Consider the following 20,240-nt stretch of genomic DNA (forward strand, 5'->3'; position numbering starts at 1 on the left):
ATAGTCGATTCACGGCAGGTTTATGGTAAAAACGCCTTTTCCGTCGCCGTGCCCGGAGCATCGATTATGCAGGACCGCAATTTTGACGATATCGCTGAAAAATTCGCGCGCAATATTTACGGCACGACCAAAGGGCAAATCCGCCAGGCGGTGGTCTGGCAGGATGTAGAGGGCTTACTGACGCGCCTGCCCGGACGCCCGCTGTATATCCTTGACGCCGGCGGCGGCGAAGGGCGCATGGCGTGCCAACTGGCGGCGCTGGGACACCGGGTGCTGTTGTGCGATCTCTCGGCGGGCATGATTGAGCGGGCACGGCAAGCGGCGCAGCGGCACTCTGTGATAGAGCACATGCAATTTGTGCAAAGCGCCGCGCAGGATATCGCTTCCCATTTGGAAAGGCCGGCCGATCTGATATTGTTGCATGCGGTATTGGAATGGGTCGCCCAACCGCGCGAATTGTTGCAGGGGCTGTATGATTGCCTGGCCCCGGGTGGCGCTCTGTCGTTAATGTTTTACAATAAGCACGGTCTGGTGATGCGCAATATGATCCTGGGCAATATTGAATTTGTGGCGGCCGGGATGCCGAAACGGAAAAAACGCTCCCTGATGCCGCTCTATCCCTGCGATCCCGGACAGGTATTCGGCTGGCTGGCCGATATGGGCATGACGTTCAGCGGCAAAAGCGGCGTGCGGGTGTTTCATGACTATCTGCAGAACAAGCAGCAGCAACAGGATGATTTTCCTGCCTTATTGGCGATGGAGCAACGTTATTGCCGACAGGAACCCTTTATCAGCATGGGGCGCTACATCCACGTCATGGCGCATAAACCCCTGAAGGATGAATTATGAGTGAATTTTCCCAGACTGTACCGGAACTGGTCGCCTGGGCCCGGAAAAATGACTTCTCGCTGTCGCTGCCTATCGAGCGGCTTGCTTTTGTGCTGGCTATCGCCACCCTTAACAGCGAGCGCATGGACGGCGAAATGAGCGAAGGCGAGCTGGTGGATGCCTTTCGTCACGTCTGCAAGGGGTTTGAACAGACCCAGGAGACGGTGGCGGTGCGGGCCAACAATGCCATCAACGATCTAGTGCGCCAGCGTCTGCTCAACCGTTTTGTCAGCGAACTGGCCGACGGCAACGCCATCTATCGCCTGACGCCGCTGGGTATCGGCATCAGCGACTACTATATTCGTCAGCGTGAATTCTCCACCCTGCGTCTGTCGGTGCAGTTGTCCATCGTGGCCCAGGAACTGCAGCGGGCGGCCGAGGCGGCTGAGGAGGATGGCGATGAGTTTCACTGGCACCGCAATGTGTTCGCCCCGCTGAAGTATTCGGTGGCGGAAATATTCGACAGCATCGATATGACCCAGCGCATCATGGACGAACAGCAGCAGTCGGTGAAGGACGACATCGCGGCCCTGCTCAACCAGGACTGGCGCGCCGCCATCGCCAACTGTGAATTACTGCTGTCGGAAACCTCCGGCACCCTGCGCGAATTGCAGGATACACTGGAGGCGGCGGGGGATAAACTGCAGGCCAACCTGTTGCGCATCCAGGATGCGACCCTCGGCCATCAGCAGCTGACCTTTATCGACAAGCTGGTTTTCGATTTGCAGAATAAGCTCGACCGCATCACCAGTTGGGGACAGCAGGCGATAGACTTGTGGATCGGTTACGATCGCCACGTGCACCGTTTTATCCGTACCGCCATCGATATGGATAAGAACCGGGTATTTGCCCAGCGACTGCGCCAGTCGGTACAGAACTATTTTGATCATCCCTGGGCGCTCACCTACGCCAACGCCGACCGTCTGCTGGACATGCGCGACGAAGAGCTGATGCTGCGCAGCGAAGAGGTCACCGGCGAACTACCGCCGGATATGGAATACGAAGAATTCAATGAAATCCGCGAGCAGCTGACCGCCATGATCGACGAGGCGCTGGCACAGTATAAACAGCAGCATCTGCCGCTGGATCTCGGCCGGGTCATGCGTGATTACCTGGCCCGGTTTCCGCGCGCGCGCCATTTTGACGTCGCGCGTATTTTAGTTGATCAGGCGGTGCGTCTGGGTGTCGCCGGATCGGACTTTTCCGGATTGCCGCCACAATGGCAGGCAATCAACGATTACGGTGCTAAGGTACAGGCCCATGTCATCGATAAGTATTGAAGAAACCATGCCGGTCAAGCTGGCAAAAGCCCTGTCGAACCCGATATTCCCGGCGCTCGACAGCGCGTTACGCTCCGGTCGCCATATCGGCGTCGAAGAGCTGGATAATCATGCGTTCCTGATGGATTTCCAGGAAGAGCTTGAGAGCTTTTATCGCCGCTATAATGTGGAGCTGGTGCGCGCGCCGGAAGGATTTTTTTATCTGCGGCCGCGTTCCACCACGCTGATCCCGCGTTCGGTGCTGTCCGAGCTGGATATGATGGTGGGTAAAATCCTGTGTTATCTTTATCTCAGCCCCGAACGCCTGGCCCATGAGGGTATATTCACCCAGCAGGAACTCTATGATGAGCTGCTTGGCCTGGCGGATGAAAACAAACTGCTTAAGCTGGTCAACCAGCGCTCAACCGGCTCCGATCTCGACCGGCAAAAGCTGCAGGAAAAAGTGCGCACGTCGCTTAACCGCCTGCGCCGGCTGGGCATGGTGTGGTTTATGGGCAACGATGCCTCGAAGTTTCGCATTACCGAGTCGGTATTCCGCTTCGGCGCCGACGTGCGCAGCGGTGACGATGCGCGCGAAGCGCAGCTGCGCATGATTCGCGACGGCGAGGCGATGCCTATCGAACAGGCCTTATCGCTTAATGACGAGCAGGATGACGATAATGGCAATCTTAATGACGGATCGTCGGAAAGCGCCGAGGATGAACTGGCATGATTGAACGTGGTAAATTTCGCTCACTGACATTGGTTAACTGGAACGGTTTTTTTGCCCGGACCTTCGATCTGGACGGCTTGGTGACCACCCTGTCCGGCGGCAACGGCGCGGGGAAATCCACCACCATGGCGGCCTTTATCACCGCCCTGATCCCCGATCTTACGCTGCTGCATTTCCGTAACACCACCGAAGCCGGCGCCACCAGCGGTTCCCGCGACAAGGGGCTGCACGGCAAGCTGCGCGCCGGCGTCTGTTACGCCGCCCTGGACGTGGTCAATTCACGCCACCAGCGGGTGCTGGTCGGCGTGCGGTTGCAGCAAATCGCCGGGCGCGACCGCAAAGTCGATATCAAACCCTTTATGATCCAGGGGCTGCCCGTCGCGGTGCAGCCGACGGAAATCCTGACCGAGGCGGTTGGCGAGCGCCAGGCGCGGGTGCTGAGCCTGCAGGAGCTCAAGGAGCGGGTGGAGGAGACGGAAGGCGTGCAGTTCAAGGTCTTCAACTCCATTACCGACTATCACTCCCTGATGTTCGATTTGGGCGTTATTCCACGCCGCCTGCGCTCGGCCGCCGATCGCAGCAAATATTACCGGCTGATTGAAGCCTCGCTGTACGGCGGCATTTCCAGCGCCATTACCCGTTCGCTGCGCGATTACCTGCTGCCGGAGAACGGCGGCGTGCGCAAGGCGTTCCAGGATATGGAAGCGGCGCTGCGCGAAAACCGCATGACCCTGGAGGCGATACGGGTTACCCAGTCCGATCGCGATCTGTTCAAGCACCTGATTTCCGAAGCCACGTCCTATGTGGCGGCGGACTATATGCGCCATGCCAACGAACGGCGCATCCATCTTGATCAGGCGCTGACCCTGCGCCGCGATCTGCTCGGCAGCCGCAAACAGCTGGCGGTGGAGCAGTTCCGCCATGTGGACATGGCCCGCGAACTGGAGGAAACCACCGGCAGCGAATCGGATCTGGAGACGGATTACCAGGCGGCCAGCGACCATTTGAACCTGGTGCAGACCGCCATGCGCCAGCAGGATAAAATCACCCGCTATCGCGACGATATCGACGAGCTGACCTGCCGGCTGGAAGAACAAAACGAAGTGGTGGCCGAGGCCCAGGACCTCCACCAGGACAACGAGGCGCGCGCCGAAGCCGCCGAGCTGGAAGTGGACGAACTGAAAAGCCAGCTGGCGGATTACCAGCAGGCGCTGGACGTGCAACAAACGCGCGCCATCCAGTACCAGCAGGCATTGCAGGCGCTCGAACGCGCCCGCGAGCTGTGCGGCCTGTCCGAACTAAGCGCAGACGGCGCCGAGCGGGAGCTGGACCTTTTCCAGGCCCGGGAGCAGGAAGCCACCGACGTCCTGCTCGGACTGGAACAGAAACTGAGCGTGGCGCAGGCGGCGCGCGGGCAGTTTGAACAAGCCTTCAAACTGGTGACTCAGGTCGCCGGCCAGGTTGCGCGCAGTGAAGCCTGGCAGACCGCCCGTGAGCTGCTGCGCGACGCCGCGTCATTGCAGCATCAGGCCGACCGGCTGCAGCCGTTGCGCAGCCAGCTCGACGAACTGGAGCAACGCCTGCGCGAACAGCAGGAAGCCCAGCGCCTGCTGGCGGAATTCGGCAAACGTACCGGCGCCGAATACCAGCCGGAAGATCTGGACGCGGCGCAGCAAGAGCTGGAAGCGCGGGTCGAAACGTTGTCGGCCAGCGTCTCCGAGGCCGGGGAGCGGCGCATGGGATTGCGCCAGGAGCTGGATCAGATCCTGCAGCGGCTGCAGCGGCTGACGCAGCGCGCGCCGGCCTGGCTGGCGGCGCAGGACGCGTTGACCGCGCTTGAGGAACAAAGCGGCGAGACGTTGGAAAGCGGCTCGCAGGTCACCGAGGTTATGCAGCAGTTGCTGGAGCGCGAGCGCGAGACCACCGTGGAGCGCGATGAGGTCGCGGGCCGCAAGCGCGCGCTGGAAGACCAGATTGAGCGGCTGAGCCATCCGGGCGGCGGCGAGGATCCGCGCCTGGCCGCCCTGGCGGAACGGTTTGGCGGCGTGCTGTTATCGGAAATCTATGACGACGTCACCTTTGACGACGCCCCTTATTTCTCGGCATTGTACGGTCCGTCGCGCCACGCCATCGTGGTACCGGATTTGTCGCGCATCCGCGATCAGCTGGACGGCCTGGACGAGTGCCCCGACGATCTCTACCTGATCGAGGGCGACCCGCAGTCCTTTGATGACAGCGTATTCGGCATCGAAGAGCTGGAAAGGGCGGTCTTGGTGAAAGTGGCCGATCGCCAGTGGCGGTACTCCCGGTTCCCGGCGGTGCCGCTGTTTGGGCGCGCGGCGCGCGAGAATCGCCTTGAGATCCTGAACGAAGAGCGCGACGCGCTGGCGGAACGTTATGCCACCCTGTCGTTTGATGTGCAAAAAATACAGCGTTTGCACCAGGCTTTCGGACGCTTTGTCGGCGCCCATCTGGCCGTGGCGTTTGAAGACGATCCCGAGGCGGAAATCCGCGGCATGGGCAGCCGGCGCGGCGAGCTGGAACGCCTGCTGAGCGATCATGAAGGCCAGAACCAGCAGCAGCGCCAGCAGTACGAGCAGGCGCGCGAGGGATTGGGCCTGCTGAACCGCCTGATACCGCGTATCAGCCTGCTGGGCGACGATACGCTGGCGGATCGCCTCGAAACCGTACGGGCGGAATGGGAAGATGCCCAGGACGCGGTGCGTTATCTGCAACGCCATCGCGACGCCTTGGATCAGCTGGAGCCGCTGTTGGCGGTATTGCAAAGCGATCCCGAGCAGCACGAACAGCTGCAGGCGGATTACCAGCAGGCGCAGCAGGCGCAGCGCCAGGCCAAGCAGCAGGCGTTTGCCCTGACCGAGGTGGTGCAGCGCCGCGCTCATTTCAGCTATTCCGATTCCGCCGGCATGCTGACGGAAAACTCGGATCTCAACGACAAGCTGCGCCAGCGGCTGGAGCAGGCGGAAGCCGAGCGCAGCCGGGCGCGTGACGCATTGCGCCAGCATCAGGCGCAGCTGACCCAACTGACCCAGGTGCTGGCCTCGCTGAAGAGCGCCTACGACGCCAAACGCGATATGTTCGCCGAGCTCACGCAGGAATTGCAGGATATCGGCGTACAGGCCGACGCCAGCGCCGAGGCCCGCGCCAAGGAGCGCCGCGACCAGTTGCACGCTTCCCTGAGCCAGAACCGCAGCCGGCGCAACCAGTTGGAGAAACAGCTGACCTTCTGTGAAACCGAAATGGACGCCCTGCAGAAAAAGCTGAACAAGCTGGAGCGCGAATATCACCAGGTACGTGAACAGGTGGTGACGGCCAAGGCCGGCTGGTGCGCGGTCATGCGCCTGGTGCGGGATAACGGCGTCGAACGCCGGCTGCACCGCCGCGAACTGGCCTATCTGGAGGCGGAAGAACTGCGTTCCATGTCCGATAAGGCCCTGGGCGCACTGCGCCTGGCGGTGGCGGATAACGAACATTTGCGCGATGTGCTCAGGCTGTCGGAAGATCCGAAACGTCCGGAGAAAAAAATCCAGTTCTTTATCGCCGTCTACCAGCATCTGCGCGAGCGCATCCGCCAGGATATTATCCGTACCGACGACCCGGTGGACGCCATCGAACAGATGGAGATCGAGCTGGGCCGCCTGACCGAGGAATTAACCGCCCGCGAGCAGAAGCTGGCCATCAGTTCCAAAAGCGTGGCGAATATCATTCGCAAGACCATCCAGCGCGAGCAAAACCGTATCCGCATGCTTAACCAGGGGCTGCAGGCGGTAAGCTTCGGCCAGGTGAAAAGCGTGCGGTTGAATGTGAACGTGCGCGAGGCCCACGCCACCCTGCTCGACGTGCTGAGCGAACAGCAGGAACAGCATCAGGATCTGTTCAGCAGCAACCGGCTGACCTTCTCCGAAGCGTTGGCGAAACTGTACCAGCGGCTGAATCCGCATATCGACATGGGACAGCGCACGCCGCAGACCATCGGCGAAGAGCTGCTGGACTATCGCAACTACCTGGAAATGGAAGTGGAGGTCAACCGCGGCGCCGACGGCTGGCTGCGCGCCGAGAGCGGGGCGTTGTCGACCGGCGAGGCCATCGGCACCGGCATGTCGATCCTGGTGATGGTGGTGCAGAGCTGGGAAGAAGAGTCCAGCCGCCTGCGCGGCAAGGATATTTCACCCTGCCGGCTGCTATTCCTGGATGAGGCGGCGCGTCTTGACGCCAAATCCATCGCCACGCTGTTTGAACTGTGCGACCGGCTGCAGATGCAGTTGATTATCGCCGCGCCGGAAAACATCAGTCCGGAAAAGGGCACTACCTATAAGCTGGTGCGTAAGGTGTTCAATAACCAGGAACATGTGCATGTGGTGGGGCTGCGCGGCTTTGGCGCGGATATCCCGCCGGTGCCCGCGGCCGTCCCGGCGCAGGAAGCCTCCTGAGGCGTGAGCTCCCTTTAACGCGCCGAATTTAAGCGTGGTGCCGGCGGGCGTGCCATGCCATGGGGCGCCCTGGCGGGCAGAAAAACCATGCCCGCTTCGACCCCATCGGCATGCCCTCCCTTTAACACGCCGGATATAAGGCCGGTGTAGTGCTGAAATTCCTGTCGCCTTCAGGGCGGTTTTTTTTGCCGCGGCGGCATAACGGGCGAAGCGGCTAAATGATTACACTTTTCGCCACATACCGACAGCGCAGAGTTGGCTTTCTGCTTATATACTAAGGTAAAGTTGGGTGTAAAAAATAAGACGAAAATAATTAACAATTCTGCAAACAGGGGACAAGGGATGTTACTGACCAATTCTGTGTTATGGCGACGTACGCTTATCGGTTGTCTGCTGGTATCGAGCCTGATACCGCTGATGGCCGCCCGGGCGCAGGTGGCCACAGCCCCTATCATGCCGGATACCAAGACGCTGGGGCACAGCCATGCCGCACTGGCGGCGGTGCTGCCCGCCGGCATCAAGCCTTATTACGCATCCGAGTTGACCGCGCTGTATGCCGCCCGGCACAACCAGCCCTTGTGGCAGGACAGGGACGCCATCCAGCAGTTCCAGCAACAGCTGGCCGAACTGGCGTTATCCGGGGTCCAGCCGCAGTTTATCACCTGGGCGCAGTGGCTCACCAATCCTGATATCAGCGCAATGGCGCGGGACGTGATATTGTCCGACGCCATGCTGGGGTATCTGCAGTTTGTCACCGGAGTTGAGCAAAACGGCGAGAACTGGCTCTACAACGGCAAGCCTTACCGCCTGGCATCGCCGCCGGCATTGGCGGTCGAGCACTGGCAGCATGCGGTTAACGACGGCAGTATCCTGCGCTTCGTGGCCGGGCTGGCGCCGCAACATCCGCAATACCTGAAAATGCGCCAGGCGTTAAAAACCATGATGACGGATAATCATCCCTGGCCGCAGCTGAACGGCAGCGAAAGCCTGCGCCCCGGCCAGTTAAGCGATGATATTCCGGCCCTGCGCGAAATATTACGCCGCAGCGGCATGATAAGCCCGGCGCCCGCCACGCCGTTGCCCACCGCCGACAACATGCCGGCGGACGTGCGCACCCCGCCTCCGGTAACGGCCGCGCAGCAATCGGCGGTGGTCAGCCCGGCCGCCGATTCGCTCAGGCCGTCCGCCTCCACCTCCGATCCGGCGGTGGTGGCCACGGTCGACCCGCAGGATAAAGTTTTCACTCCGGATCTGGTCGATGCGGTAAAACGTTTCCAGAGCTGGCAGGGATTGACCGCTGACGGCGTTATCGGCCGCCAGACCAGGGATTGGCTCAATGTTTCGCCGCAAACCCGGGTGACGCTGCTGGCGCTGAATATCCAGCGCCTGCGCCTGCTTAACAACCGTATCAACACCGGCATCCAGGTGAATATTCCCAACTTTTCGCTGGTCTATTACCAGCAGGGCGCCGAAGTGCTGTCCTCGCGGGTGATCGTCGGCCGGCCGAGCCGCAAGACACCGCTGATGCGCAGCGCGCTCAGCAGCGTGGTGCTTAATCCGCCGTGGAATGTGCCTACCTCCCTGGTGCGCCAGGATATCGTGCCCAAGGCGATGCACGATCCGGGCTACCTGCAGCGTAACGGCTTTACCGTGCTGTCGGGCTGGAGCAGCGACGCCGAGGTTATCGACCCCGGCACCCTGGACTGGGGCATGATAACGCCGACCCATTTTCCTTTCCGGCTGCGCCAGAACCCGGGCGTCAACAACGCCCTGGGGCGTTATAAATTTAATATGCCCAGCTCGGACGCCATCTATCTGCATGACACCCCGAACCATAATCTGTTCCTTAGCGATATGCGCGCGCTAAGCTCGGGCTGCGTGCGGGTGAATAAAGCGTCCGATCTGGCCAATATGCTGTTGCAGGATGCCGGCTGGGGCGATAGCCGGGTCAGCGCCACGCTTAAGCAGGGCAATACCACCTATGTGCCGATTCGTCATCAAATACCGGTAAACCTGTTTTATCTTACCGCCTGGGTGGCGGATGACGGAAAACCCCAATTTCGTACAGATATTTACAATTATGATTCCACCATAAAAGTTGGGGTCAAAAGCCTGGCCAATGCGCAGCGGCTGCTGCAATAAGCCGCTGAACGAATGAGAATTATTTATCATCGGGTCGGCATCGATCCGGCGGCGTAATTTGTGAGTCTTTGCAAAACTTGACATTGCGTTGGTTGACTGCGCCAATCACTGCGGTTATGGTTCCCGACGGTGCGCTTATGTGCAATTCGTTTGTTTCCCCTACGCCGATTGGTTATTTCGCTCATGGATCATATAAATCATCACCGCCGCAAACTCTTGACCTTAAGCTGTGCCGCCATGGGTATCGCCTTGCTGCCCAGCACATCTTTCGCCATGCTTTCCACGCCCCGGCCGCGGATTCTTTCGCTGAATAACCTGAATACCGGCGAAACGTTAAAAGCCGAATTTTTTAACGGTAAAGGGTATAATGCCGGGGAGCTGTCGCGGCTTAATCATTTTTTCCGTGATTACCGCGCCAATAAGGTGACGAGTATCGATCCGCGCTTGTTTGATCATATTTATCGCCTGCAAACGATGCTCGACACCAACAAGCCGGTGCAATTGATTTCAGGTTATCGTTCGGTGGACACCAATAATGAACTGCGCGCGCACAGTTCCGGGGTGGCCAAGCACAGCTACCATACGCTGGGTAAAGCGATGGATTTTCATATTGAAGGCGTGCAGCTGGGCAACGTCCGCAAGGCGGCGATGAAAATGCGGATGGGCGGGGTAGGTTATTATCCCAGCAGTAACTTTGTCCATATTGATACCGGTCCGGTAAGAGCCTGGTGAATGTGTTTTCGCCCGGCCCGGGTTCCGTGCGGCAGGCGATAACAGAGTATTATGGAGAGTTATGAAATACCACATTGTGCCGGTTACCGCCTTCAGCCAGAACTGTTCACTGGTTTGGTGCGAGAAAACCGGTGAAGCGGCGCTGGTCGATCCCGGCGGCGACGCGGCAAGGCTTATCGCGGCGGTGGCGGAAAAACCCGTAACGATAAAACAGATCCTGCTAACCCACGGCCATCTTGACCATGTTGGCGCCGCCGCCGAGCTTGCGGCGCACTATGGCGTGCCCATCGTCGGGCCGCAGCGCGAAGATCTTTTTTTACTGGCGGGACTGCCGGAGCAAAGTCGGATGTTCGGCCTGGACGACTGCCCGCCGCTTACCCCGGATCGCTGGCTGGAGGAAGGGGAGGAGGTATTGGTCGGCGAAGAGCGTTTTGCCATCCTGCACTGCCCGGGGCATACCCCGGGACATATCGTGTTTTATAACGCCGCCGCGCATTTTATCCTGATGGGCGATGTGCTGTTTTACGGCGGCGTCGGCCGCAGTGATTTCCCGCGCGGCAACCATCGGGATCTGATCGATTCCATCCGCACCAAGCTGCTGCCCCTGGGCGACGATATTGACTTTCTGCCCGGCCATGGCCCTATGTCCACCCTCGGCCATGAACGCCTGACCAACCCCTTCCTGCGATAAAAAAACCGCCGTTTAGGCGGTTTTATAGGTATTGATGAATTAAAGCACCGCCACTATGGCTTCGCACAGCTGCGCCATATTCTCGGTGGTCATGCCCGCCACGTTAACCCGGCCGGAATTTACCGCGTAGACGCCGAACTCGCTGCGCAGCCGCAGTACCTGCTCCTTGGTCAAGCCGCTGAACGAGAACATGCCGTTTTGCGTATTGATAAACTCGAAATCCTGCTGGGCGCCTTTATCGCGCAGGGTACTGACGAACAGCTGGCGCATGCGCCGTATGCGCTGGCGCATTTCAGTCAGTTCCTGCTCCCATAACGCCTTCAGCGCCTCATTGCCTAAAATGGTGGCGACGATGGCGGCGCCGTGGGCCGGCGGGTTGGAGTAGTTGGCGCGGATACAGGATTTCAGCTGGCTGAATATTTTGTCGGCGGTTTCGGCATCCGTCCCCACCAGGGTACAGGCGCCGACGCGTTCGTTATATAGTCCGAAGTTTTTTGAATAAGAACTGGCAATAATCATTTCCGCATGATTATCGGCAAAAATACGCAGGCCCTGCGCGTCCTCTTCCAGCCCACGGGCAAAACCCTGGTAGGCGAAATCAAACAGCGGCAGCCAGCCTTTGCTGTGCGACAGCTCGGCCAGGGCATGCCACTGGGCCTCTGTCGGGTCGATGCCGGTGGGATTATGGCAGCAGCCGTGGAACAGCACCACGTCGCCGGCCTCGGCCTGCTCAAGGCTTGCCAGCATGCCGTCGAAGTCCAGCGAGTGTTCGGCGGCGTCGTAATAGTTATAGTCCGCCGTCTCCAGGCCGACCGCGGCGAAGATATTTTTATGGTTCGGCCAGGTCGGGGTGCTGATCCATACACGCCGGGTGGCGGTGTTTTTTGCCAGGAAATCGGCGGCAACTCGCAGCCCGCCGGTGCCGCCGGGCGTTTGCGCGGTGCGGGCGCGGTTAGCGGCAATCACCGCGCTGTCCGACCCGAACAGCAGCGTTTGCGTACAGTGGCCGAAGGCGGGCAAACCGTCGATGCCCAGGTAATTTTTAGTGACTTCGTTTTCCAGCAGCAACTGCTCGGCTTTTTTGACGCTGGTCAGTACCGGCGTCTGGCCGGTTTCGTCTTTATAGACGCCGATGCCCAGGTTGATTTTATTCAGGCGATCGTCGGCGCGAAAAATGTCAAGCAAACCAAGAATAGGATCGGCGGCAGCCAGTGGGATATGTTCAAACATTGTGAAGGGTTCCAGAAGGTAACTTAAGGTGAGCACAGAGTGTTATCAGGTTACCGCCAGAAGCACGCTTTGCCAACAGTCTGGGGAAAAAATCGCTGTGACGCCGCAAGGGAATTTGCCAGAAAACAGCGAAAAAAAATATTGCGGGATTTCGCCAATAAAAAAGGCAGGGTATAAACCCTGCCTCTTCTTTCCATACTTACCGCGGCTAAGCGCGGCAGCGCCGACTTAGAACTGGTAAACCAGGCCCAGTGCAACGGTGTCGTCGGTAGGCAGGCCCAGTTTGTTGTCATCATCGATACGGTTGATGATGTAGTCAACATAGGTGGACATGTTTTTGTTGAAGTAGTAGGTAGCGCCGACTTCGTAGTACTTGATCAGGTCAACGTCGCCAATGCCGTTATCAACATCTTTGGCTTTGGACTGGCCGTAAGCGATGGACGGACGCAGACCGAAGTCGAACTGATACTGGGCAACCAACAGGATGTCCTGGGTTTTGTTGGCAAAACCGGTCGCGTCGGTAGCAACGCCGTTCAGGTTAGCGGTGCCGCTGAAGTAGGTCGCGTTACGGGTTTCGCCGTAGGTAGCCGCCAGGTAGATATTGTTGGCGTCATATTTAACAGACGTTGCCCATTGTTCAGCGCGTTCGCCGTTGCCGTATACGGTATCGGTATTTTGTTCGTTGGTGCGGTCAGATGACGCATAAGCACCTACGATACCCAGGCCGATCGGGGAAACGTAAGATACTGAACCACCGTAGCCGTCGCCGTTAGCGCGGCGATAGTCATCGGTACGCTCGTTTTTACCCTGGTATTGCAGGGCAAAGTCCAGGCCATCGGCCAGGCCGAAGAAGTTGGTGTTACGATAGGTAGCCACGCCGGTGGTGCGGCCAACCATGAAGTTGTCGGTGTATGCGGTATCACCACCGAATTCCGGCAGCATATCGGTCCAGCCCAGTGCGTCATACACTACGCCGTAGTTACGGCCGTAATCGAATGAACCGTAGTCGCCGAATTTCAAGCCGGCAAAGCCCAGACGGGTTTTGTTACCGGATTGCGCGTCGGAACCGCCTTCAGTGTGGTTGGCGTTGAACTGGTATTCCCACTGGCCGTAACCGGTCAGCTGGTCGTTAATCTGGGTTTCGCCTTTAAAGCCAAGACGAGCATAGGTCTGGTCGCCGTCGCCGGCAAAGCTGTTGTCGTTGTCATCGGAGAAGTAATGCAGGCCGACAGCTTTACCATACAAATCCAGCTTGTTGCCGTCTTTATTATAAACTTCGGCTGCGTTTGCCGCGCCCGCAGCCAACAAGGCCGGAATTACCACTGCAAGAAGATTGCGCTTCATCATTATTACTACCCTCATTGGTGTTATTCGGACACCTGCCACTGCCGCTAATATTTCTAGATGAAACATTATTGAGAGTTTGGTGTCTTCCTGTGTCTGCACGCAGTGTTCCATTCGTGGACCTGTTAATCCACATGGAAAATGCTACAAAGGTCGCAATAATGTTTCAGTGGGAAACGGTGTGTTTCAAAATGTAAATTTCACGGAACTTTGTGAGAGAACTCAAACTTTGAAAAGATAAAGGCCAGCATAGCTGGCCTTTACATCTTATATATATGTTTTTCTTATATTTTAAGAAGAAATTTAGAAGTTCGCGTTGCGCGGGCTTCTGGGGAAGGGGATTACATCACGAATATTTTGCATTCCTGTGACATAAACGATCAAACGTTCAAAGCCGAGTCCGAAACCGGAATGCGGCACGGTGCCGTAACGGCGAAGATCACGATACCACCAGTAATCCTCTTTGTTCAAACCCATTTCAGCCAAACGGTCATCAAGCCGGTCCAGGCGCTCTTCACGCTGCGAACCGCCGATGATTTCGCCGATGCCCGGCGCCAGCACGTCCATGGCGGCAACCGTTTGGCCATCGTCGTTCTGGCGCATATAAAACGCCTTGATATCCTTAGGATAATTCTTAACCACCACCGGCGCTTTAAAATGTTTCTCCGCCAGGTAACGCTCATGTTCGGACGACAGATCTATCCCCCAGGACACCGGATTTTCGAAGCTCTGGCCCGAGGCGATTAGAATTTCCACCGCTTCGGTATAATCGACCTGGGCGAAATCGGATGAAACAAACTGCTCCAAACGGGTGATGGCTTCTTTATCGACCCGCTCGGCAAAAAATTTCATATCATCGGCGCGTTCGGTCAGTACCGCCTGGAACACATATTTCAGCAAGTCCTCGGCCAGGCCGGCGATATCATCCAGGCTGGCGAAGGCCACTTCCGGCTCCATCATCCAGAATTCGGCCAGGTGGCGCGTGGTATTGGAGTTTTCGGCGCGGAAGGTCGGGCCGAAGGTGTAGACCCTGGAGAGCGCGCAGGCATAGGTTTCGGCGTTCAGCTGGCCGGAGACGGTAAGAAACGCTTCCTTGCCGAAGAAGTCCTGCTCGAAATTTACCTTGCCCTGTGGGGTGCGCGGCAGGTTTTCCAGATCCAGGGTGGAGACCCGGAACATTTCACCGGCGCCCTCGGCGTCGGAAGCGGTGATAAGCGGCGTGGAAAGCCAGAAAAAACCGCGTTCATCCATAAAGCGGTGGATAGCCTGGGCCAGCGTGTGGCGTACCCGGGCAACGGCGCCGATCATATTGGTGCGCGGGCGCAGATGCGCCACTTCACGCAGGTATTCCACACTATGTCGTTTAGCCGCCATCGGGTAGGTGTCGGGATCGTCCACCCAGCCCAATACCTCAACCTTGTCCGCCTGGATTTCAAAGCGCTGGCCGCCGCCCTGGGATTCCGCCACCCGGCCGGTGACCGCCACCGAGCAGCCGGTGGTCAGGCGCAGAATATCGGTCTTGTAATTAGGCAGAGTATTATTTATGACAGCCTGTAACGGATCAAAGCAGGAACCGTCATAGACGGCGAGAAAGGAGATACCGGCTTTAGAATCTCTCCGGGTACGCACCCAACCATATACAGTGACTTCACTGTCAGCCGGTATGCGCCCATGCAGTACGTCGACTACAGGCACTACGCTCATAAATGACTCTCTTAACTCATTGTGATGTGGGATTAGGCATTATCGCCGCGGCGAAAGCTGTAATATGTTACTTGGCGGAAGGAAGGACACAAGCGAAAATCTTCGTTTTGACGACATATTTCGCGTTCAGGCGCAAACAAAAGCCCGGCAACCGGGGAAGGGCGTTGCAATAAACGCGCCGGACGGGCATCCGGCGCGGGATAGGGGCAATATCAGCTGGCTTTTTTTACCAGCGGTAAATCGAACGCCTTGCGCAATTCCCTGACGAACTCCTGGTCCTGGCACATGCTTTTACCAGGACTGTCGGAGAGTTTAGCCACCGGTTTGCCGTTGCATTCCACCAGCTTAATCACGATGTTCAGGGGCCGGACGCCCGGGATATCGCACGTCAGGCGGGTGCCGATGCCGAATACCAGGTTAATGCGCTGCCAGAAATGGCGATAAAGGACCAGCGCCTTATCAAAATCGAGGCTGTCGGAAAATACCAGAGTCTTGGTCATCGGATCGATGCCCAGCTTGCGGTAATGGGCAATGGCCTTTTCGCCCCATTCCATGGGGTCGCCGGAATCATGGCGCAGTCCCTGGTAACGCGTGGCGAATTGTGCGCCAAAATCGCGCAGGAACGCATCCATGGTAATACAATCGGTCAGCGCGATGCCCAGCCGATCGGGATATTCATCCAGCCAGGCCCGCAGCGCGGCGCGTTGGCTGTTGGCCAGCACCGGGCTTATCTGCTGGTGGGCCTGGAACCATTCATGGGCCTGGGTGCCCACCGGCGTTAACGACAGCCGTCGGGCCAAATCGTAGTTACTGGTGCCGATAAGATTGGGAAAGTCACGCTGCAGTTCGCCGACCACGTCGAACTGTACCTGGCGCGAGAAGCGCCGGCGGGTGCCGAAATCCATCAGTTTGAAACGGGAAATATCCACGTCCCGGCTGCTGTCGCGAAAATGCCGCAATTTTTGCCGTAGCTGCGTCAGCGCCATCTCGCGAATGTTAAACGGCTGACGCCGGCGATGGACCACTTCGCTTATCACCGCCAGCAACGGCACTTCCCACAGGATCACTTCCCGCCAGGGGCCGGTGATGCGGATATCGAGCTTGCCGTTGTGATCGCGCACCCGCACCTGGCGCGGGTCGAACCTGAATTCGCGCAGCCAGGCCAGGTAATCCTGATGGAAAAACGGCAGGTCGGAGAGAAAGGAAAATTCCTCGTCGCTCAGCGCCAGGTCGCGCATCAGGTCGATTTGCGCGCTGATATCGGCGGCATATTCACCCAACATATCGTCGCCGCGGCAGCGAAACTCGGCGGTACCGGTAACATCATGGTAACGATGATAAACCGCCTGCTGCATGTGCAGTTTGTAGGCATCTGTGTCGAGTATCGACGTTAAAATCGGGTCTATGGCTAAATTCATGGCGCGTTACAGCATCCTCTTACGACACATATATACAGTCGTATAAATGGCGTTACGACTGAAGTGTACCCGGCTTGTCCTGTAAGTGTAGTCACATCAAATCATAAATGGCGCTGTAACGTCGAGGCTTAAACGTGCCGTCCCGGATGAAACAACGGTATATAAGCTTGTGAATTTTCTCGTTGGCCTTTTTTCATCCGCCCGCGCGCGCATTTTAACGGACCGCGCCGCTTAACAATGGCAACATGGTCTTAACAGGAATAGACTTATCACAGAGAAATCAATGACGATGCCAAAAGGTTAACTATGACTCAACAGCCGCTAGCAAAATACCGCCATGATTATCGTGCGCCGGATTATACCATTACCGATATCAGCCTGGAATTTGATCTTAACGCCGACACCACCACGGTAACGGCGGTCAGTAACGTTGTCGGGCAGGGACCGGCGGGAGCGCCGCTGATATTGAACGGCGAAGAGCTGGAGCTGCTGGCCATCAGCATCGACGGCCAGCCGTGGCCGCATTACCGCCAGGAAGGTCCGCTGCTGGTGATTGAACAACTGCCCGGCGCGTTCACCTTAACCATCATTAATGTGATTCATCCGGCGCGGAACTCGGCGCTGGAAGGGTTGTATCTATCCGGTGACGCCCTGTGTACCCAGTGCGAGGCGGAAGGGTTCCGCCATATTACCTATTACCTGGACCGTCCCGACGTGCTGGCGCGTTTTACCACCCGCATTACCGCCGACAAGACGCGCTATCCCTACCTGCTGTCCAACGGCAACCGTATTGACGGTGGTGAAATGGCCGACGGACGCCACTGGGTAGTCTGGCAGGATCCCTTCCCCAAGCCTTGCTATCTGTTTGCCCTGGTGGCCGGCGATTTTGATGTGCTGCGCGATAGTTTTACCACCCGTTCCGGCCGCGAGGTGGCGCTGGAGCTGTTTGTCGATCGCGGCAACCTGGATCGCGCCGACTGGGCCATGACATCGCTGAAACAGTCCATGCGCTGGGATGAAACCCGCTTCGGCCTGGAGTACGATCTCGATATCTTCATGATAGTCGCCGTTGACTTCTTTAATATGGGCGCCATGGAAAATAAAGGGTTGAATGTCTTTAACTCCAAATATGTGCTGGCCAGGGCGGAGACCGCCACCGATGTGGATTACCTGAATATCGAGCGGGTGATCGGCCATGAGTATTTCCATAACTGGACCGGCAACCGTATTACCTGCCGGGATTGGTTCCAGCTTAGCCTGAAGGAAGGACTGACGGTATTCCGCGACCAGGAGTTCAGCGCCGATCTGGGTTCGCGCCCGGTTAACCGTATCGGCAACGTGCGCGTGATGCGCGGCTCGCAGTTTGCCGAGGACGCAAGCCCGATGGCCCACCCGATTCGTCCCGATAAGGTTATCGAGATGAATAACTTCTATACCGTGACGGTGTATGAGAAGGGCGCGGAAGTAATCCGAATGCTGCATACCCTGTTGGGCGAAGAGAAGTTCCAGGCCGGAATGCGCCTGTATGTTGAGCGCCATGACGGCAGCGCCGCCACCTGCGATGATTTTGTCGACGCGATGGAACAGGCCTCTGGCATCGACCTGGCCCAGTTCCGCCGCTGGTATAGCCAGTCCGGTACGCCGGTGCTGTCGGTGCGTGATGATTACAATCCCGAGCTGGGGCAATATCAGCTGCACGTCAGCCAGATGACCCCGCCGACCGCCGACCAGATCGAGAAACTGCCGCTGCATATTCCGCTCGATATCGAGCTTTATGATGTCGAGGGCCGGGTTATTCCTTTACGGCGCGACGGCCAGGCGGTCGATAATGTGCTTAATATTACCGACTCGGTGCAGACCTTTATTTTTGACGAGGTGCCGTCGCTGCCGGTGCCGTCGCTGCTGCGCGGTTTCTCCGCGCCGGTTAAACTCGATTATCCGTACAGCGATCAGCAGCTTACCCTGCTGATGCGTTTTGCCACCGACCAATTTTCCCGCTGGGATGCCGCGCAGAGCCTGTTGTCGATCTATATTCGCCTGAGTGTCGCGCGCGTCACCCAGGGACAGCCGCTGACCCTGCCGCTGCACGTCGCCGATGCCTTCCGCGGCGTGTTGCTCGATGCCAATCTCGATCCGGCGCTGGCGGCGCAGATCCTGACGCTGCCCAGTGAGAACGAGATGGCCGAATTATTCAGCATTATCGATCCGGCGGCGATTCACGAGGTGCACCAGGCGTTGATTCGTTGCCTGGCGACGGAACTGGCCGATGAGCTGCTGGCGGTGTACCTGGCGAACAAGACGCCGGTGTATCGCGTCGAGCACGAGGATATCGGCAAGCGCGCGCTGCGCAATATTTGCCTGTTTTACCTGGCGTTCGGCGAGCACGACCGGGCCGTCAGGATGGCCACCGCGCAATATCACGCGGCGGACAATATGACCGATGCGCTGGCGGCGATTTCCGCCGCGGTGGCGGCGCGGTTGCCGTGCCAGGCGACGCTGCTGGCCGAGTTTGACGAGCGCTGGCATCATGACGGCCTGGTGATGGACAAATGGTTTACCCTGCAGGCCGCCAGTCCGGCCGGCGATGTGCTCGCCCAGGTGAAGTCCTTGTTGAACCATCGTTCCTTCAGCCTGAATAATCCGAACCGCATCCGGGCGCTGATCGGCGCGTTCAGCGCCGGGAATCCGTCGGCGTTCCATGCCGCCGACGGCAGCGGCTACCGGTTCCTGGTGGAGATCCTGACCGAGCTGAACACGCGTAATCCGCAGGTGGCGTCAAGGCTTATCGAGCCGCTGATTCGGCTGCGGCGCTACGATGAGGCGCGTCAGGCATTGATGCGCAAGGCGTTGGCAACGTTGCAGGCATTGCCGAACCTGTCCGGGGATTTGTACGAAAAAATCACCAAGGCGTTGGGTTAGCCCGCTTGCGGTGGGCTTGATGTCGCCTCGGTGACGGTTTCGCTTGCGGTGGGCTTGATGTCGCCTCGGTGATGGTTTCGCTTGCGGTGGGCTTTATGTCGTCTCGGTGATGGTTTCGCTTGCGGTGGGCTTTATGTCGCCTCGGTGATGGTTTCGCTTGCGGTGGGCTTTATGTCGCCTCGGTGATGGTTTTGCTTGCGGTGGGCTTTATGTTGCCTCGGTGGGGATTTCGCTTGCGGTGGGCTTTATGTTGCCTCGGTGACGGTTTCGCTTGCCATGCGTTAGGTTGTTATATGTAATGCCGGGTGCCGGCAAGCGACAAGGAGGGCGTTTTCGCGACGCCCTCCTTGACCTCCGCGCGTCCGGCAGGTCGTGCGCCGCTGCGCGGTCCCCTGCATCGCGGCATCCCGGCTTTTGGACCGCCCGGGATGCGCTCCCGGCGCAACCCGGGCTTGCGCCGCTCCCGGCGGCTCATCCAGCCGTGATTTGCTCCGCCGGCGCACTCTATGCCGGCACAAGGTCAACACCATGGTCTGCAGGAGAAGGTGTTTTTTGTTTGTTGATAGGAATATGCATATACCGGGAAAAAAAACGGCGGTAATTTTTGGCTAAAGGCTAAAGGCTAAAGGCTAAAGGCTAAAGGCTAAAGGCTAAAGGCTAAAGGCTAAAGGCTAAAGGCTAAAGGCTAAAGGCTAAAGGCTAAAGGCTAAAGGCTAAAGGCTAAAGGCT

Annotated in this window: 12 protein-coding genes; 8 read left to right on the forward strand and 4 right to left on the reverse strand. The window is 58.2% G+C overall.

The genetic code is table 11. From position 1 onward, the window contains the following. The first annotated feature begins 66 nt into the window (after positions 1–66). The 7 genes from cmoM (at position 67) to GRH90_RS09260 (ending at position 10,896) form a co-directional block, all read left to right on the forward strand. On the forward strand, positions 67–849 hold the full coding sequence (gene cmoM, locus GRH90_RS09230; RefSeq protein WP_162365650.1) for a tRNA uridine 5-oxyacetic acid(34) methyltransferase CmoM: 783 nt from the start codon (positions 67–69) through the stop codon (positions 847–849). Beyond that, positions 846–2,168 (forward strand): chromosome partition protein MukF, encoded by a 1,323-nt coding sequence (mukF, locus tag GRH90_RS09235; RefSeq protein WP_162365651.1) that lies wholly within the window; start codon positions 846–848, stop codon positions 2,166–2,168. Before cmoM ends, mukF begins: the two co-directional genes overlap by 4 nt. Then, complete coding sequence (gene mukE, locus GRH90_RS09240; RefSeq protein WP_162365652.1) at positions 2,149–2,880, forward strand: chromosome partition protein MukE; 732 nt, start codon at positions 2,149–2,151, stop codon at positions 2,878–2,880. Before mukF ends, mukE begins: the two co-directional genes overlap by 20 nt. Next, positions 2,877–7,331, forward strand: a complete 4,455-nt coding sequence (gene mukB / locus GRH90_RS09245; protein WP_162365653.1) for a chromosome partition protein MukB — start codon at positions 2,877–2,879, stop codon at positions 7,329–7,331. Before mukE ends, mukB begins: the two co-directional genes overlap by 4 nt. A 342-nt stretch (positions 7,332–7,673) precedes the next feature. Then, entirely contained in the window at positions 7,674–9,473 is a 1,800-nt protein-coding gene (locus GRH90_RS09250) for a L,D-transpeptidase LdtD (RefSeq protein ID WP_162365654.1), read from the forward strand. A gap of 183 nt (positions 9,474–9,656) precedes the next feature. After that, positions 9,657–10,205, forward strand: a complete 549-nt coding sequence (gene mepK, locus GRH90_RS09255; protein WP_162365655.1) for a peptidoglycan L,D-endopeptidase MepK — start codon at positions 9,657–9,659, stop codon at positions 10,203–10,205. Positions 10,206–10,266: 61 nt separating this feature from the next. After that, a complete protein-coding gene (locus GRH90_RS09260) occupies positions 10,267–10,896 on the forward strand; it encodes an MBL fold metallo-hydrolase (RefSeq protein ID WP_162365656.1) in 630 nt (209 codons plus the stop codon). 39 nt (positions 10,897–10,935) lie between these two features. On the opposite strand, the gene GRH90_RS09265 is transcribed toward GRH90_RS09260, so the two are convergent. From GRH90_RS09265 to pncB, 4 genes are all read right to left on the reverse strand, one after another. Next, positions 10,936–12,126 carry an amino acid aminotransferase gene (locus GRH90_RS09265; RefSeq protein WP_162365657.1) on the reverse strand — a complete coding sequence of 397 codons (1,191 nt, stop codon included), beginning with the start codon at positions 12,124–12,126 and terminating at the stop codon, positions 10,936–10,938. A gap of 228 nt (positions 12,127–12,354) precedes the next feature. Then, the gene (ompF, locus tag GRH90_RS09270) at positions 12,355–13,473 is read right to left on the reverse strand and encodes a porin OmpF (protein ID WP_162365658.1); all 1,119 of its coding nucleotides are present in this window, start codon (positions 13,471–13,473) and stop codon (positions 12,355–12,357) included. 300 nt (positions 13,474–13,773) lie between these two features. Beyond that, complete coding sequence (gene asnS / locus GRH90_RS09275; protein WP_162365659.1) at positions 13,774–15,174, reverse strand: asparagine--tRNA ligase; 1,401 nt, start codon at positions 15,172–15,174, stop codon at positions 13,774–13,776. A 212-nt stretch (positions 15,175–15,386) separates the two neighbouring features. Continuing rightward, positions 15,387–16,592, reverse strand: a complete 1,206-nt coding sequence (pncB, locus tag GRH90_RS09280; protein WP_162365660.1) for a nicotinate phosphoribosyltransferase — start codon at positions 16,590–16,592, stop codon at positions 15,387–15,389. A gap of 306 nt (positions 16,593–16,898) precedes the next feature. Between pncB and pepN the strand changes: the two genes are divergently transcribed. Next, positions 16,899–19,511 carry an aminopeptidase N gene (pepN, locus tag GRH90_RS09285; protein ID WP_162365661.1) on the forward strand — a complete coding sequence of 871 codons (2,613 nt, stop codon included), beginning with the start codon at positions 16,899–16,901 and terminating at the stop codon, positions 19,509–19,511. Positions 19,512–20,240 lie beyond the last annotated feature (729 nt).

Origin of the sequence: Acerihabitans arboris (assembly GCF_010131535.1) — a bacterium.
Classification (GTDB): domain Bacteria; phylum Pseudomonadota; class Gammaproteobacteria; order Enterobacterales; family Enterobacteriaceae; genus Acerihabitans; species Acerihabitans arboris.